Source organism: Pseudomonas sp. IzPS59, assembly GCF_014863505.1.
Taxonomy (GTDB): domain Bacteria; phylum Pseudomonadota; class Gammaproteobacteria; order Pseudomonadales; family Pseudomonadaceae; genus Aquipseudomonas; species Aquipseudomonas kribbensis.
This window is the reverse complement of the sequence record NZ_CP062251.1, coordinates 5,163,358-5,177,247: the sequence shown is the minus strand read 5'-3', so window position 1 is coordinate 5,177,247 and position 13,890 is coordinate 5,163,358. Positions and strand designations below refer to the sequence as shown.

General features: G+C 59.7%; 14 protein-coding genes. 5 read left to right on the top strand and 9 right to left on the bottom strand.

The window, feature by feature from the left end; translation table 11 throughout:
* Positions 1-37 precede the first annotated feature (37 nt).
* Positions 38-1,558: a sensor histidine kinase gene (locus IF189_RS23140; RefSeq protein ID WP_192552330.1), complete on the bottom strand. Its 1,521-nt coding sequence runs from the start codon at positions 1,556-1,558 to the stop codon at positions 38-40.
* A complete protein-coding gene (locus IF189_RS23135) occupies positions 1,555-2,271 on the bottom strand; it encodes a response regulator transcription factor (protein ID WP_192552329.1) in 717 nt (238 codons plus the stop codon). The genes IF189_RS23140 and IF189_RS23135 overlap by 4 nt, the downstream gene beginning before the upstream one ends.
* A 151-nt stretch (positions 2,272-2,422) precedes the next feature.
* Between IF189_RS23135 and msrB the strand changes: the two genes are divergently transcribed.
* Genes msrB through msrA form a run of 3 tightly spaced genes read left to right on the top strand, consistent with a single transcriptional unit; the run spans position 2,423 to position 5,513 of the window.
* Complete coding sequence (msrB, locus tag IF189_RS23130; RefSeq protein WP_134828030.1) at positions 2,423-2,941, top strand: peptide-methionine (R)-S-oxide reductase MsrB; 519 nt, start codon at positions 2,423-2,425, stop codon at positions 2,939-2,941.
* Positions 2,942-2,984: 43 nt separating this feature from the next.
* Complete coding sequence (locus IF189_RS23125) at positions 2,985-4,793, top strand: cytochrome c biogenesis protein DipZ (protein ID WP_134828029.1); 1,809 nt, start codon at positions 2,985-2,987, stop codon at positions 4,791-4,793.
* A 15-nt stretch (positions 4,794-4,808) separates the two neighbouring features.
* The gene (msrA, locus tag IF189_RS23120) at positions 4,809-5,513 is read left to right on the top strand and encodes a peptide-methionine (S)-S-oxide reductase MsrA (RefSeq protein WP_192552328.1); all 705 of its coding nucleotides are present in this window, start codon (positions 4,809-4,811) and stop codon (positions 5,511-5,513) included.
* Between the two features lie 18 nt (positions 5,514-5,531).
* Here the strand turns inward: msrA and IF189_RS23115 are convergent, their stop codons facing one another.
* From IF189_RS23115 to IF189_RS23105, 3 genes are all read right to left on the bottom strand, one after another.
* Positions 5,532-6,047: a DUF6622 family protein gene (locus IF189_RS23115; protein WP_134828027.1), complete on the bottom strand. Its 516-nt coding sequence runs from the start codon at positions 6,045-6,047 to the stop codon at positions 5,532-5,534.
* 63 nt (positions 6,048-6,110) lie between these two features.
* Positions 6,111-6,515 (bottom strand): GNAT family N-acetyltransferase, encoded by a 405-nt coding sequence (locus IF189_RS23110; protein ID WP_192552327.1) that lies wholly within the window; start codon positions 6,513-6,515, stop codon positions 6,111-6,113.
* Between the two features lie 57 nt (positions 6,516-6,572).
* Positions 6,573-7,478 (bottom strand): LysR family transcriptional regulator, encoded by a 906-nt coding sequence (locus IF189_RS23105; RefSeq protein ID WP_192552326.1) that lies wholly within the window; start codon positions 7,476-7,478, stop codon positions 6,573-6,575.
* Between the two features lie 102 nt (positions 7,479-7,580).
* Here IF189_RS23105 and IF189_RS23100 point away from each other — a divergent pair, with 102 nt between their 5' ends.
* The gene (locus tag IF189_RS23100; protein WP_192552325.1) at positions 7,581-8,753 is read left to right on the top strand and encodes an aspartate aminotransferase family protein; all 1,173 of its coding nucleotides are present in this window, start codon (positions 7,581-7,583) and stop codon (positions 8,751-8,753) included.
* A gap of 309 nt (positions 8,754-9,062) precedes the next feature.
* Here IF189_RS23100 and IF189_RS23095 read toward each other — a convergent pair whose 3' ends face one another.
* The 3 genes from IF189_RS23095 to IF189_RS23085 all read right to left on the bottom strand — a co-directional run bounded on the left by IF189_RS23095 (position 9,063) and on the right by IF189_RS23085 (position 12,277).
* On the bottom strand, positions 9,063-10,982 hold the full coding sequence (locus tag IF189_RS23095) for an alkaline phosphatase D family protein (RefSeq protein WP_134828024.1): 1,920 nt from the start codon (positions 10,980-10,982) through the stop codon (positions 9,063-9,065).
* A 72-nt stretch (positions 10,983-11,054) separates the two neighbouring features.
* Positions 11,055-11,798, bottom strand: coding sequence for a hypothetical protein (locus IF189_RS23090; protein WP_192552324.1), 744 nt, complete (start codon positions 11,796-11,798; stop codon positions 11,055-11,057).
* 116 nt (positions 11,799-11,914) lie between these two features.
* Positions 11,915-12,277, bottom strand: a complete 363-nt coding sequence (locus IF189_RS23085; RefSeq protein WP_192552323.1) for a hypothetical protein — start codon at positions 12,275-12,277, stop codon at positions 11,915-11,917.
* A gap of 121 nt (positions 12,278-12,398) precedes the next feature.
* Between IF189_RS23085 and IF189_RS23080 the strand changes: the two genes are divergently transcribed.
* Positions 12,399-13,145: a hypothetical protein gene (locus IF189_RS23080; protein WP_192552322.1), complete on the top strand. Its 747-nt coding sequence runs from the start codon at positions 12,399-12,401 to the stop codon at positions 13,143-13,145.
* Positions 13,146-13,152: 7 nt separating this feature from the next.
* Here IF189_RS23080 and IF189_RS23075 read toward each other — a convergent pair whose 3' ends face one another.
* Positions 13,153-13,482, bottom strand: a complete 330-nt coding sequence (locus tag IF189_RS23075) for a hypothetical protein (protein ID WP_192552321.1) — start codon at positions 13,480-13,482, stop codon at positions 13,153-13,155.
* Positions 13,483-13,890 lie beyond the last annotated feature (408 nt).

Below are 13,890 nucleotides of genomic sequence, written 5' to 3'. Positions count from 1 at the left end.
GCAGTGTTGTCACGGAGCAACGGCCCGATGGAGTTGATTATTTGCCCGGCGTATTCAGGTTCATCGAACGAACGATCCACTGTTCGGCGTTCTGTTGATCCACCGGCAGCGAGAAGCGAAAGGTCGCGCCCCGTCCTGCAACATCGAGCAACCGGATCTCGCGCCCGTGCAGTTGCAGGATCCGGTGCACGATCCGCAGGCCCAGTCCGCCGTCGCGTCGCGCGCCGCCGATATTGAACGGACGCAGGAACAAACCTTCACGCAACTCGGCGGCGATGCCGGGGCCGGTGTCACTGACGGTGATTTCAACCAGCGCGCCTTGGGGTTTCAGACCGAGTTCGATTTCGCCCCCCGGCGGCGTATGGCGCAAGGCGTTATCGAACAGGTTGGTCAGCACCCGTTCGATCAGCCCGAGGTCAGCGCAGACGGTCGGCAGGTTGGCACTGAAACTGGCCTTGAGCTCGACGTTCCGCGCCTCGGCGCCCAATTCGAATTTCTGGAAGATGTCCTGGACCAGATCGGTCAGGGAAAACTGCTCCAGCACAGGCTGCACGAAGCCATGCTCAAGGCGCACCAGCTCCAGCAGCGACTGCGCGAGCCCGCCGACCTTGCGGCTCTGATCCAGGGCGATCCCCAGATAGCGGCGGCGTTCTTCCGGAGACAGGGTGGCGTCCTTGAGAGACAGCGTTTCCAGGTAACCATGCAGCGAAGCCAGCGGTGTGCGCAGGTCATGGGAAATGTTCGCCACCAGTTCCCGGCGCTCCTGATCCTGACGGGTCAAAGAGCGCCACTGTTCGCCGAGGCGGTTTTGCATTTGCCGGAACGCTGCGTCGAGCACGGCGATTTCGTCCGGGTCGGCAGACTTGTCCACAGGCGTCGGCGCGATTGGCAGCGATTGCGGTGCGCCGTCGATGTCGAAGCGACTCACGGTTTCGGTCAACCGACGCAATGGCCGGGTGATCAGGTTGAATGCCGTCAAACCGGCAATCAGACACAGGAACGCCACCAGACCGATGGACAGCAGCGCCGTATTCAGCGCCGCACTGGTGGCGCCGCGCTCGGCGAAACGGTCGTGCGCTTCGCTGAGCAGGACCACATAAAGGTAACCGGCTGGCTTGCCGTTGACCTGCAACGGCGCGGCACTGAACACCTTGCGGCCGTCGATGCTGCGCGGGTCGTCGCCAAGGATCGGCAGCGGTTGATCATTGAGCAGTCGTCGAATCGGTTGCAGGTCGACAGTCTGCCGACGCAGGCGTCCTTCCGGTGCGGCGTTGCCGACGATCCGGCCTTCGGTGTCGAGCAGGTACACCTCGACACTCGGGTTGACCAGCATCAACTGGCTGAACAGTTCGCGCACCGCGCCGGGCATCAGGCCGTGGCTGTCCATCAGCACTGTGTCGTGGGCGATGTGCTGCGCCAGATCCCGGGACAGCCCCTGCACCACCTCCAGCTCATGCATCTGGCTGGAGCGCACCTGCAGCCACGCCGACGTGCCGCAGCACGCCAGCAGCAACACGGCGAATACCAGGGACAGGCGCTGCGTCAGGGTCAGTTTCATGGTTGTTCTGTACCCGTACCGAATTTGTAGCCACGGCCCCACACCGTGAGGATGCGCACCGGTTGTGCCGGATCTGCCTCGATCTTCGCCCGCAGGCGATTGATGTGGGTGTTGACCGTGTGTTCGTAGCCTTCGTGGCTGTAGCCCCAGACCGCGTTGAGCAGGTCCATGCGCGAAAACACCTTGCCCGGCTGGCGGGCGAAGAAGTACAGCAAGTCGAATTCACGCGGGGTGAGGTCCAGGCGCTGGCCGTTCAGGGCGACGTCACGGGTGATCGGGTCGATGGTCAGGCCGTCGAGGCTCAGGCTGCCTGCGTCCATCTTCAGGTTGCGGGCCATGGCGTCTACCCGGCGCAGCAGGGCTTTGACCCGGGCGACGAGTTCAAGCATCGAAAACGGTTTGGCGAGGTAATCGTCGGCGCCCAGTTCAAGGCCGAGAATGCGGTGCAGTTCGCTGGAGCGGGCGCTGGTGATGATGATCGGTGTGTATCGGGCCATGGCCCGGGCGCGGCGGCAGATTTCCAGGCCGTCGACGCCGGGCAACATGAGGTCGAGGATCAATGCATCCCAGTGACCTTGCTGCAGCAGGCGCATGCCTTCGTCGCCGTCGGCGCTGTGGACCACCTCGAATTGTTCGTCCCGCAGATGCAGGCAGATGAGGTCGGCGATGTGCAGGTCGTCCTCGACCACCAGGACGCGTTTGGTCTGTTCCATGAAGCTCAATCCTTCGGCGCAATGTGCGCATTGTGCGGGTTTTCCTCCGGGCGAGTTATCACGAATTGTTTAACTTCCCGTGAGGATTTGGCGATCAACCCAAGCCTAGGCTGTGTTCCACGACAGGCATCTGGAATTTTGGGAGACGGCCATGTTTTCACGGCGACAGATTCTGGCAACGGGCGGCGGGCTGGGGCTTGCAGCGTTACTGGCGGGTGTATTGCCAAAGTTATCCACGGGCTCGGCGCTGGTCGGCGAGGCGTTTGCCGACGAAGCGTTCGAAGTGACCCACAGCGACAGTGAATGGCATGCGCTGCTCACCGACGAACAATTCGACGTGCTGCGCAAGGAAGGCACGGAACGGGCCTACAGCAGTCCCCTGAACAACGAGCATCGGGCCGGCACATTCGCCTGTGCCGGCTGCGATCTGGCGCTGTTTTCGTCGGACACCAAGTTCGACAGCCGCACTGGCTGGCCGAGTTTCTGGGCGCCGCTGGAACACGCCGTGGCCACCCGTCAGGACCGCTCCTTCGGCATGACCCGGGAGGAGGTCCATTGCCGGCGTTGCGGCGGTCACCTTGGCCATGTGTTCGACGACGGGCCCAAACCCACCGGTCTGCGCTACTGCATGAACGGCCTGGCCATGACCTTCAAACCCGTGGCGGCCTGAGTCATGGCCCGCCTGCAATCTTCACTCACTACAGGACTACACCATGTGGCTCTTGGTTCTCGCTTATCTCGGCGGTGTGCTGACGATCGTCAGCCCGTGCATCCTGCCGGTTCTGCCTTTTGTCTTCGCTCGCACCGGGCAGCCGTTTATCAAGAGTGGCTTGCCGCTGTTGGCCGGGATGGCACTGACCTTCGCCCTCGTCGCGACACTGGCGGCGGTGGGCGGCGGTTGGGTGGTGCAAGTCAATCAGTACGGTCGCTGGCTCGCGTTGCTGTTCGTTGCACTGTTCGGGCTGACCTTGCTGCTGCCGCATCTGGCCGAGCGCCTGACCCGGCCGCTGGTGTCCGCCGGCAGTCGCCTGTCGGAGGCTGCCGGCCAGGACAATCGTCCGCGTCCCGGCGCGTCGTTTCTGATCGGTGTCGCCACCGGGCTGCTTTGGGCGCCTTGCGCCGGGCCCATCCTCGGGCTGATTCTGACCGGTGCCGCGCTGCAAGGGGCAAGCATCGCCACCACGCTGTTGTTGCTCGCTTATGCGGCGGGCGCGGCTACGTCGCTGGCTGCGGCGCTGCTGCTGGGCGGTAAGGTCTTCGCGCTGATGAAGCGCTCGATCGGGACTGGCGAGTGGATTCGACGCGGGCTTGGCGCTGCGATGCTGGCCGGTGTTGCCGCCATCGCGCTGGGCCTCGATACCGGGATTCTGGCGCGGGTGTCGACGGCCTCTACCGGAGGGCTGGAGCAGGCATTGGTCGGCAGGCTTTCGGGGAAATCTCCTCAGGGCAACGGCACGATGATGGCGCAGATTCCCGCAGCGGATGACGCGGCAAACGGCAGCATGATGGCTGCTGGCGGCGCGATGAAAATGGCCGCCAAGGCACCGGGCTCGCTGCCGATCGAAGGTCAGTTGCCGCCGCTCGATGGCGCGGTGCAATGGCTTAACTCCGCGCCGCTTGATGCTCAGGCATTGAAGGGCAAAGTGGTGCTGGTGGATTTCTGGACCTACTCCTGCATCAACTGCCTGCGCACCTTGCCTTACGTCAAAGCCTGGGCCGAGAAGTACAAGGATCAGGGCCTGGTGGTGATCGGCGTGCATGCACCGGAATTCGCTTTCGAGCGTGATGTAGGCAACGTCACCAAAGCCATGAAGGAACTGGGTATCAACTACCCGGTAGCCATCGATAACGACTACAAGATCTGGCGTGCTTTCAACAATGAATACTGGCCGGCGCATTACTTTGCCGACGCCCAGGGGCGCATTCGTTACCACCATTTTGGCGAGGGGGACTACGCCGAATCGGAACGGGTCATCCAGCAACTACTGCGTGAGGCCGGTGCGAAAACTGTTGCCGACGGTCTGATCAATGCCGATGCCCAAGGCGTGCAGCTGGCACCGGACATGAATCAGGTGCTGTCGCCGGAAACTTACGTCGGCTACCAGCGTGCGGAACATTTCGTACCGGAAACCAGCCTCGTGCCTGACAAGGTGGCGGCTTACACGGCGCCGACCAACCTGGCTCTGAATGACTGGAGTCTGGGCGGGCAATGGGCCGTCGGTGCCGAGCGCGCGACCGCCAGCGCGCCGGCCAGCCGTATCGTTTACCGCTTCCATGCCCGTGACCTGCATCTGGTGCTGGGGCCGGGAACGGACGGCAAACCGGTGCGCTTCAAAGTGACCATCGACGGTCAGGCGCCGGGCGATGCCCACGGTGTCGACGTGGCGCCGGACGGCAGTGGTCGGGTCACCGAACAGCGTTTGTATCAATTGGTGCGGCAAACCGATGGGGTGAGGGACCGAACCTTCAGCATCGAGTTTCTCGATCCGGGCGTGTCGGCCTACGCCTTTACCTTCGGCTGATCAGGAGTGCGTGACATGAAAACTCGAATTATCTGGCGTCGTCTGTTGTTGGGCGTTGCGGCGGCCGGAGTGATCGGACAGTGCTCGGCGTTTTCCTTCGGTGCTGAGGAAGGCGTGGTCATTCCACCGCCAACTCTTGATGAGAACACCCAGGCGCACAGCGAGACGGCAGTCTTCGCCGGCGGCTGTTTCTGGGGTGTGCAGGGTGTTTTCCAGCACGTCAAAGGTGTGCAGAAAGCCGTCTCCGGATACGCCGGCGGCGCGGCGAATACAGCGGAATATGAGCGGGTCAGCGAGGGCGATACGGGCCATGCCGAGTCGGTGCAAGTCACCTTCGATCCGACCCAGGTCAGCTACGGCAGCCTGTTGCAGATCTACTTCTCGGTGGCCCACAACCCGACAGAACTCAACCGTCAGGGCCCGGACAGCGGCACCCAATATCGCTCGGCGCTGTTCCCGGTCAATGCCGATCAGCAACGCGTTGCACAGGCCTATATCGCCCAGCTTGATGCGGCGCATGCCTACAGCAAACCCATCGTGACCCGACTGGAAAAATACAACGGCTTCTATCCGGCGGAGGACTATCACCAGGACTTCCTGACGGAACATCCGACCTATCCGTACATCGTGATCAACGACCTGCCGAAGGTGGCGCAGTTGAAGCAACTGTTCGCCGAGCGTTATCAGGAGAAACCGGTGCTGGTGAAAAGCGGGTCGTGATCACCGGTTGTGCAATGGTTATTGTGCGGTCACTGGCGACTGTCGGGCAGCGAGGGTTCGCAGTGCCCAGTAGAGCTTCAGCGAGCGGGTGCTGATCAGGCCGCACATGAACCCCGACACCGTGGATTTGAGCAGCAGCATGTCGGATGAAGCGGCCAGCTGCGGATTTACGGCATCCTGATAGCCGAAGTAATAGTTCGCGAAAAAGAACATCAGGAACATGATCAGGATTTTCACGGTGCCCGGCATGATCAACCCCGTCGCGGTATCGTCGAGTGCCACGCCCTTGCGGGAAAAAACCAGCCAGGCCGAGAGGCTGCCCAGCAACAGCGCGCCAAACCAACTGCCAAGGAACAAAACCGGGTCGATCGTCAAGTTCACGGAGTACAACGACCACGCCAGAAACGCCGGCGGTGTGATGAGCATCGAGAGACGGCTTTCGCGGCGGGGAGAAAACGCCTTGATGCCGAAATAAACTACAAGTAGAAAAAACACGTAGGCCCGAATCGGGGTGTTTTGCAGAATCGTGAGCATCGCGCAGCATCCATGCTGAAAAAGGGGAAGGTGGATAATAGCCGGGGCCGTAGTAAGTGCCCGTTATTTCAATCGCGGGCGCTCCATTGCAATCACCGAGGTTTCAAATCCCAGGCTGGCAAAAAATGCTTCTGCTCCCTCGCGCCCGGCTCGCAGTACCCAGGTGATGTCAGGGTTGTCGCCCATCACATGCTCGACCAGTTTCCGGCCCACGCCTTGGCGTTGGTGTTGTACATCGACGACCACCATCGACAGATAGCCATTGGACAAACCATCGGTAATGCCCCGGGCGAAGCCGATGATCTGCTCGTCCCACCGTGCAACAGCCGTCCGCTGAGAGTTTCGAATCAACTGCGCAAAATATTCGGCGGAACCGACTCGATGTCCCCAACCGTGTTGTCCGAGAAACAACCGCACTGATTCTGTTTCGGCAGGTTGAAGATCGCGTACCGTCAGATCGTTTTCCATTGGGTGATCGAATCCTTGATGACCAGATGATTGCAATTGAACTGATGCCAAGCGTAGTCAGCTTTTCCCCCATGTCTTCATTGCAAACTCGACGAAGCGCCGAAGCTTCGGCAGCCGATAACGATCCTGTGCATAAAGCAGATGCAAAGGACGGCTCGGTGGCTGGTAGTCGGGCATTACCGCCACCAGTCTGCCGTCGCGCAGATCCTGCTCCACCAGTGCATCGGGCAGCATCACGATGCCCATCCCGGTACGCGCCGCCTGATGCAAACCGGCCGAGGTGTTCATCAGCATCGGCCCGCTGACATCAATCATGATTTCACCTTCAGGACCGCTCAGGCGCCAGCGCTTTTCCACCGATTGCCAGTCATCGCCGGCGGGGTAGGCGAACGACAGGCAATCGTGTTGTTGCAGGTCTTCAGGCGTCAGGGGCATGCCGCGCCGGGCCACGTAATCCGGAGACGCGCACACGGTCAGGGTGTAGTCGATCAGGGGGCGGGCAATCAGGTTCGATTGCTCGAAATGGCCGAGGCGGAACGCCACATCGAGACCACTCTCCAGCAGATCCGGACGGCTGTTGGTCAACACGACATCCATCCTGACCTGCGGGTATTGCAGGGAAAACTCGCTGAGCGCCGGAGCCAGGCGTTCGACGCCAAAGGTCAGTGGCGCAGTGATGCGCAGCAAGCCGCGCGGCTCATCCAGGGTTTGCTCGGCGAGCCGTTCGGAGTCTTGCACCAGCCCCAGCACCTCCAGACAGCGCTGGTAATAGACCGTACCGAATTCGGTCAGCCGCTGACGGCGGGTGGTGCGTTGCAGCAGTTGTACGCCGAGGCGCTGCTCCAGTGCCCGCAGGTGATTGCCGACCATGGTCGTGGACATTTCGCACTGCAGGGCGGCGGCCGTCATGCTGCCGGTTTCCACGACCTTGACGTAGACGCTCATCGACTGGAACAGATCCATTATCAAGCCCTGCTTATAAATGATTGAAGTTTTGCCGAGTTTATCCAGCTCTGGTGGCTAACCATACTGCAAACACACCGACCTTCACTGGAGTTTGAAGTCATGACCGCCGCCCTGATGAACACGTACCAACCGCTGGCCCTGAGTTTCACCAAAGGTCTGGGCACCCGTCTGTGGGATCAGGCCGGTCGCGAGTATCTCGATGCCGTCGCGGGTGTGGCGGTGACCAATGTCGGCCACTCGCATCCGCGAATTGTTTCGGCGATCAGCGAGCAGGCGGGATTGCTGTTGCACACCTCCAATCTCTACAGCATCGACTGGCAGCAGCAACTGGCGCTCAAACTTGCGCAGTTGTCGGGGATGGAACGGGCGTTCTTCAACAATTCCGGTGCCGAGGCCAACGAAACCGCGCTGAAACTGGCGCGCCTGCACGGGTGGCGCAAGGGCATCGAACAGCCGTTGGTGGTGGTGATGGCCAACGCTTTTCACGGCCGCACCCTGGGCACTTTGTCCGCCAGTGATGGCCCGGCGGTACGCCTGGGATTCAACGAGTTGCCGGGGGATTTCGTTAAAGTGCCATTTGGTGATCTCGAGTCGCTGGAGTTGGTGCAGCAGCAACATGGCGAGCGGATCGTGGCAATTCTGGTCGAGCCGATCCAGGGTGAAAGCGGCGTGCAAATGGCGCCGCCAGGTTACCTGAAAGCGCTGCGCGAACTCTGCAATCGCCACGCCTGGCTGTTGATGCTCGACGAGATCCAGACCGGCATCGGTCGCACCGGCCGGTGGTTTGCGTTTCAGCATGAAGGCATCGTCCCCGACGTCATGACACTCGCCAAGGGCCTGGGCAACGGCGTGCCGATTGGTGCCTGCCTGGCTCGCGGCCGGGCAGCGGAACTGTTTACGCCGGGCAGCCATGGCAGCACCTTCGGCGGCAATCCGCTGGCCTGTCGGGTGGGTTGCACCGTGGTGGACATCATCGAAGAACAGGGCCTGTTGGAAAATGCCCGGGTACAAGGCGAGCGTTTGCTCAGCCGCCTGCGGGCTGAACTCGCGGACAACCCGAATGTGATGGCGATTCGCGGGCTGGGATTGATGATCGGCATCGAACTGAAACAGCCGATCCGCGACCTGACCCTGATTGCCGCGCGGGATCACGGCTTGCTGATCAACGTCACCCGCGGCAAGACGATCCGGTTGCTGCCGCCGCTGACGATTGATGAGCGGGAGGTGGGGATGATTGTGAGGGGAGTGGGGCGGATGCTTGAGGTGAAGTAACTGTCGTGATTTGGTCCGAAGTGGTTGCCGCTTTTGCGGCAACCATTTTTATCATCTGGGCAATCGAATTGAAGAGCCGCTGGGCGTTGGCCGGGGAGCTCAGTAGGTACTCTGTTTCATCCATTACCTGAAATGCGGATTTCGACCTTTTGGCTGTTTTTTCAGGCTCATCGTTGTTTTTGGCTTGCATCGACTGGCTCCAATTCAATTAGCAGCCAGTATCAAACGAAATTTCAAAAGACGTTTCTGTAAATCCAGTGATCCTTTTCCAAAGAGCCGTGCAGTTTCATGTAGGAAATTAGGAAGACCTTAATCAGGATAATCCATCAGATCCGGCGCCAGCATCCGGGTCTTCGGCGCGCCGTTCGAGTTGTGCTGAATGATGTCCCGGGGCTGCCCTTGTTCATTGAAAAACACCTGACCGATTCCTGCCGAATTCCAAAGCCGTTCACCTGCTTCGGCATGCTCGGGAACGTACGGCACGATGCGCATGCGTCGGCGTTTGGTCAGCCAGTTCAGTGGCGAGCGGGGTGAGTAGAGCCAGCGATTCAAGCGGTCGAACCATTCCAGCAAGGTGGGCGGGAATTCATTCTTGATGCCGCTGCTGGTGATCTGCCAGATGCGCGGACCGGCCTTGCGGTGTCGGATAAGCACTTCGTAGACGAAGGAATAATGCACATCCCCCGACAGCACCACGTAGCTGCCGGGGGTACGGGTGTGTCGGAAAATATTCAGGATTACCTGGGCGGCGCCGCGATGGGCCATCCAGTTTTCCGCGTCCACCAACAGGGGATAACCGCACCAGCTGAAGACCTTCTGCACGGTTTCGATTAGCTTCACACCGAAGATCGGTGCCGGCGAGACGATGATCGCCGACGGATGATCGAGCAGTTCCTGCTGCAGTTCGCAAAGGGCTTCCCAATCCAGCAAACCGGAAGGTTGCTTGAGCGCCATCTCGCTGCGCCAGCGCCGGGTGCGGGTGTCTAGCACCACCAGGGCCGGGCTGGTCGGCAGCACGAAATGCCAGTGCTGAAAGCGCAGCAGCTCATCGATCAGTTCGTCCTGTACCGGGGAGTCGAAATAACGATCATTACCGCTGGCGCTCAGGCGCCGGGTTTTCTCCAGCAATTCGGTGAATGCATCCGGGTTGTTGCCCCAGCCCTGGCACAACAGATAGGCGATCAGCGCATTGCCGATGATGCGTCTGGAGAACGGATGACCATAGGCGGTTTCTTCCCACTGTGCGGACAGGTTCCAGTCATCGGTGATGTCGTGATCGTCGAAGATCATCAGGCTCGGCAAGTGCGCCAGCGCCCGGGCGACATTGCCCAGACCTGCCTTGAAGCCATCGATCCGGGTCTGCTCCAGTGCATAGCGCTGGCGGCGTTCGGGCGTCAGGTTCGGGACTTGTGGATCGATCAGCGTCCATGGTGTTGGCGACCACACCAACAGGTACATGGCCATGACTTCAGCGAACGTCACCAAGTGATTGTCCGCGCTGCTGCTGGTGAAAATCGGCTTGCGCGCACCGCCGAAAAATCGCTCGCGCAAAGTCTCGTTGCTCTCAAGTGCCGGTAACAAATCGGCACGGTGGTAATAACTGGCCGGGTGTTCGTAGAGTCGGGCGCTGTCGCTGACCACCGCGCCTTCGAGTTGCTCGCCGAACAGGCCGAGCCGCTCGATCAAGGCATGAATCGCCCGCAGCATCGGACCGGCAACGTCATCGGCGTAAATCTGATCGCCGCTCATCATCAGCAGGGCAGGGCGCTGTTGCGGCTCGGTTTCAGAGGCCAGCAATTGATCGACACAGAGCAATCCGTCAGCCGCCGGGTGATGCGGTTTGCGGCAGGAGCCGTGGAGCAGTTGATCGATCCGTGAGCGCACGACAAGGTTCGGGCACGTGGCGCTGCCGTACAACAGATGCGGCGCCCAGTCTGCAATGCGCTGGTGGCCATTGATCAACAAGTCGTAATCGATCTGCGTGTCAGACGGCAGGGGGCCGTCGAGATTGACGTCTATCAGGTGAATGAATGCACGACTTCCCACAGGAATGACCGTGCATTTCCCGGCATCCAGTGGAATGTCTCCGATGCCTTGCAGGTGTAACGTCAGCGCCAGTTCGCGGCTGCCGACCAGCCAAAGCACAATGCGTGTCGGTTCCAGCCGTCGCAACAGCGGGCCGGCCAATACAGGAGGCAGCGGAGTCAGGTCAGCAGAAATTCGAGACATCGGAGGGCAAAACTCAGGTCGCACAGGCTGGCGATGATAGCTCAGCCCGTGCTTTCAACCCTTAAGCGAGGCTTAAGAGTCCGACTTTTGCAGCTTCAGCGCCAACAGGCGCCATTCGGCAGGCGTCGCGTCGACCCTTGGCTGTTCCTGCACGGAGCAGTCGAAACGGTAAGTGACGTCGTCGCCGTTCATGTTTCGCGCGGTGACGGTATTGCTGAAGGTGTAGACCTGATCCTTGAAGCGTTGCGGTGCGATGCTTTTGCTATCGGCAAACCGCGCGGAAGCGGGAAAGCGCAAGGTACTGGTCACGAACGGGCTGCACATCACATACGCGAGCATCGACTTGTCACCCTGCGCGTCGTTGCGCAGTTTTTTGCTCAGGGCTGTCAGGGCTTTGCGGCCCTGATCGTCGCTCTGGTCAATCACGGTTTGTACCGACATCGTCTTCGGCGCCCGACTGGCGTAGTTCGGCAGCAACGCTGAGTCCGGCGGCGAGGGTTTGTCGTCTGGCTCGATAGCGGCAAACACTGGCGCGGCTTTCAGCGCAGCGGGGCTTGCAGCCGACTCGGCTTCCGGCAGCAACGAGGTTGGCTCTGCTTCCCGTGTCACAACGTTTTCAGTCTGCTCGGCTTCGTAGTGATGGGCTGACGGGAACAGTGAAAGCGTGATCGACAGCACCACCATCGCCACAATAAAGCCGCCCGCCGCACCGACCAGGTTGCCGTAAAACAGATGCCAGCTGCCGCGGTTTTTCACCACCCAGCGCCACATGAAACCCCAGGCCGCGACAAATGCCAGAAAACGCAGAAACTCCATTCGATCCTTTCCTTAAACCTGCAAAAACCGGAAATCAGCGTCGCCCCGACGATGAACGCTGAAGATGGACGGCAAGATATCAAAATAGAAGCGTGATACCAGTGACGTAAGCGTTGTCAGCGAAAGTTGAGTACGAAAAACATTAGCGTCGTGACGCCGGCAGTCAGTCCGCACAGGCCTGCGAGCAGGTGACGGGCCACCGGTTGTTCGGGTTGAGGGCGGCGGAGCATCCACATCCAGACTCCCGCAATCGCCCCGGCGGTTGTCATCACCTCCAGCAGGTCGCGGAGCAAATTTGCGGAGGACGGAGGGACGGCTGAGGGGAAAAGGCCGGAACATACAATCGAGATGGCCAGCGCCACCAGGAAACCGCTGGCGGCGCCTGCCAGATTGGCCAAAAGCAGATTCCAGTTGCCACGCGTCTTCACGACCCAAACCCACATGGCGGCCCAGGCGAAGAAGTAAAACAAGGCATACATGCGGTTCGTTCCTTGAATGCGATTTTTTGGAGTGAGGTGCTGTTGATGCGCTTGTCAGCAGTGGACGAGAAGATATCAAAATAGTAGCGTCGCGCCACTTCTCTCCTGTAATGGATTACCTATGTTTGCCGCCTTCAATGCCTCGCGTCTGTTCGGCGCGATCACACTCGTTTTCGCGGTAACCCCGGTGTTCGCAGCCTGGACAGAAGCTCCACAGGCCAGTTGGCAGTACTACAGCGCCAACTGTCAGCGAATGCAGGAAAAAATGGCTGGTGTGCAGAGCGGTCGCAACACTGCTTTCGACATCATGTTTGCCCTGGAAGAGAACCTGCGAACTCTCGATGAGCGCCGCCCGAACCTGACGCCCGAATATCTCTATTCCCGCGAGTACGCTCAGTGCGACAGCACCATCGCGCAAGCCGAATCGATGATCGCCCAAGGCAAGGCTGATTATGCCGCGCAAAACGAACGTGCCGTGCAGGAAGGCCGGATCGCTCACGAGAATTCCCCCGAGTACCAGCGCGCCCGCTCTCTGGGATTCAGCGATGTGGGTGAGCTCTCATTCCTGAAACTGCATGAAGACATGGATGGCGAAGCTCGCCTCAAGACCATGATGATCACCGTCGATGCAGTCTGTGGCCGACACTTCCGTGCCACGCAGTATGTGAAACCGTATGTGATCTATACCGTCAGACCATCGGATGGCGGGTGCGGCGAGGAAAAACGTGTGGCGGTGCTAGGAGGCAGGTCCGTGGAGAAGGGCGATTACATCGATGAACGCGGGACGTTCCAGTACGTGGGATGGAAGAAACTGGTCGGCCCGGATGGCTTTCCCACAGATATCCGTGTCGTGAAAGCGCTGCGCTGATGACGAATTACAGGATGTCCTTCAGGTAGCTTTTAAGGGCGAGGAGTGGTGCATCCATCTGCGCCACCGATCGTGCCTGGCCGAAGTCAACCGACAACCTGTTCAATTCACGCCCCAACGGTTTTTCGATACCGCCCAGGGCATCCATCGCCAGGCCCAGGCATTCGTTCATCTTGAACTGAATGGTTTCGACATCCTCCCGGCGTACCAGCAGCTCGAACACATCCCGCTGGTAATCGCCCATGACCAGATCATCCCGCAAAATCGGGCTCAGGCCTTCTTCCTCGTAGGCGAGTTTCAGGGAGAAAAGGGCGACTGTTTCCAGTGACGATTCCATGGGGTGAACCTGTGTGAGATCTCGCCGGTCGGCCAACGGCACTTTCCGGCAGGCGAAAAAAAAAGGCCTTGCAAAGCAAGACCTTTCTTAATTTTGGTGCCCGAGGGAGACTCGAGAGTGGAGTTAACTAATTGATTATGTTGGTTTTAATATGGTTATGTATATTTTTATGTATGGAATTTATTGAGTCGGCGCATAGTTTGATTTTCAATGGATGCGATTAAAATTCGCTGGTCATTGATGGACGATGTGCGACCAGTCAATCTAGGATAGCGATCACCGGTTCAATCGACCGCTAAAGGCGGTCGCGAATCACAGTTGAGTTAGGAATTACAGGTGGTTTAGGTCGTCCTGAGCACGAGCTATAAGTCTGGCAGTTACAGAAAGGAGCGCTAGGGTGCCCAGTCA

Coding starts and splice junctions, on each gene's coding strand:
- IF189_RS23135 (WP_192552329.1), bottom strand. CDS start 2,271: ATGGAACAGACCAAACGCGTCCTGGTGGTCGAGGACGACCTGCACATC.
- IF189_RS23100 (WP_192552325.1), top strand. CDS start 7,581: ATGACCGCCGCCCTGATGAACACGTACCAACCGCTGGCCCTGAGTTTC.
- IF189_RS23095 (WP_134828024.1), bottom strand. CDS start 10,982: ATGTCTCGAATTTCTGCTGACCTGACTCCGCTGCCTCCTGTATTGGCC.
- IF189_RS23105 (WP_192552326.1), bottom strand. CDS start 7,478: ATGGATCTGTTCCAGTCGATGAGCGTCTACGTCAAGGTCGTGGAAACC.
- IF189_RS23085 (WP_192552323.1), bottom strand. CDS start 12,277: ATGTATGCCTTGTTTTACTTCTTCGCCTGGGCCGCCATGTGGGTTTGG.
- IF189_RS23125 (WP_134828029.1), top strand. CDS start 2,985: ATGTGGCTCTTGGTTCTCGCTTATCTCGGCGGTGTGCTGACGATCGTC.
- msrA (WP_192552328.1), top strand. CDS start 4,809: ATGAAAACTCGAATTATCTGGCGTCGTCTGTTGTTGGGCGTTGCGGCG.
- IF189_RS23115 (WP_134828027.1), bottom strand. CDS start 6,047: ATGCTCACGATTCTGCAAAACACCCCGATTCGGGCCTACGTGTTTTTT.
- IF189_RS23090 (WP_192552324.1), bottom strand. CDS start 11,798: ATGGAGTTTCTGCGTTTTCTGGCATTTGTCGCGGCCTGGGGTTTCATG.
- IF189_RS23080 (WP_192552322.1), top strand. CDS start 12,399: ATGTTTGCCGCCTTCAATGCCTCGCGTCTGTTCGGCGCGATCACACTC.
- IF189_RS23075 (WP_192552321.1), bottom strand. CDS start 13,482: ATGGAATCGTCACTGGAAACAGTCGCCCTTTTCTCCCTGAAACTCGCC.
- msrB (WP_134828030.1), top strand. CDS start 2,423: ATGTTTTCACGGCGACAGATTCTGGCAACGGGCGGCGGGCTGGGGCTT.
- IF189_RS23140 (WP_192552330.1), bottom strand. CDS start 1,558: ATGAAACTGACCCTGACGCAGCGCCTGTCCCTGGTATTCGCCGTGTTG.
- IF189_RS23110 (WP_192552327.1), bottom strand. CDS start 6,515: ATGGAAAACGATCTGACGGTACGCGATCTTCAACCTGCCGAAACAGAA.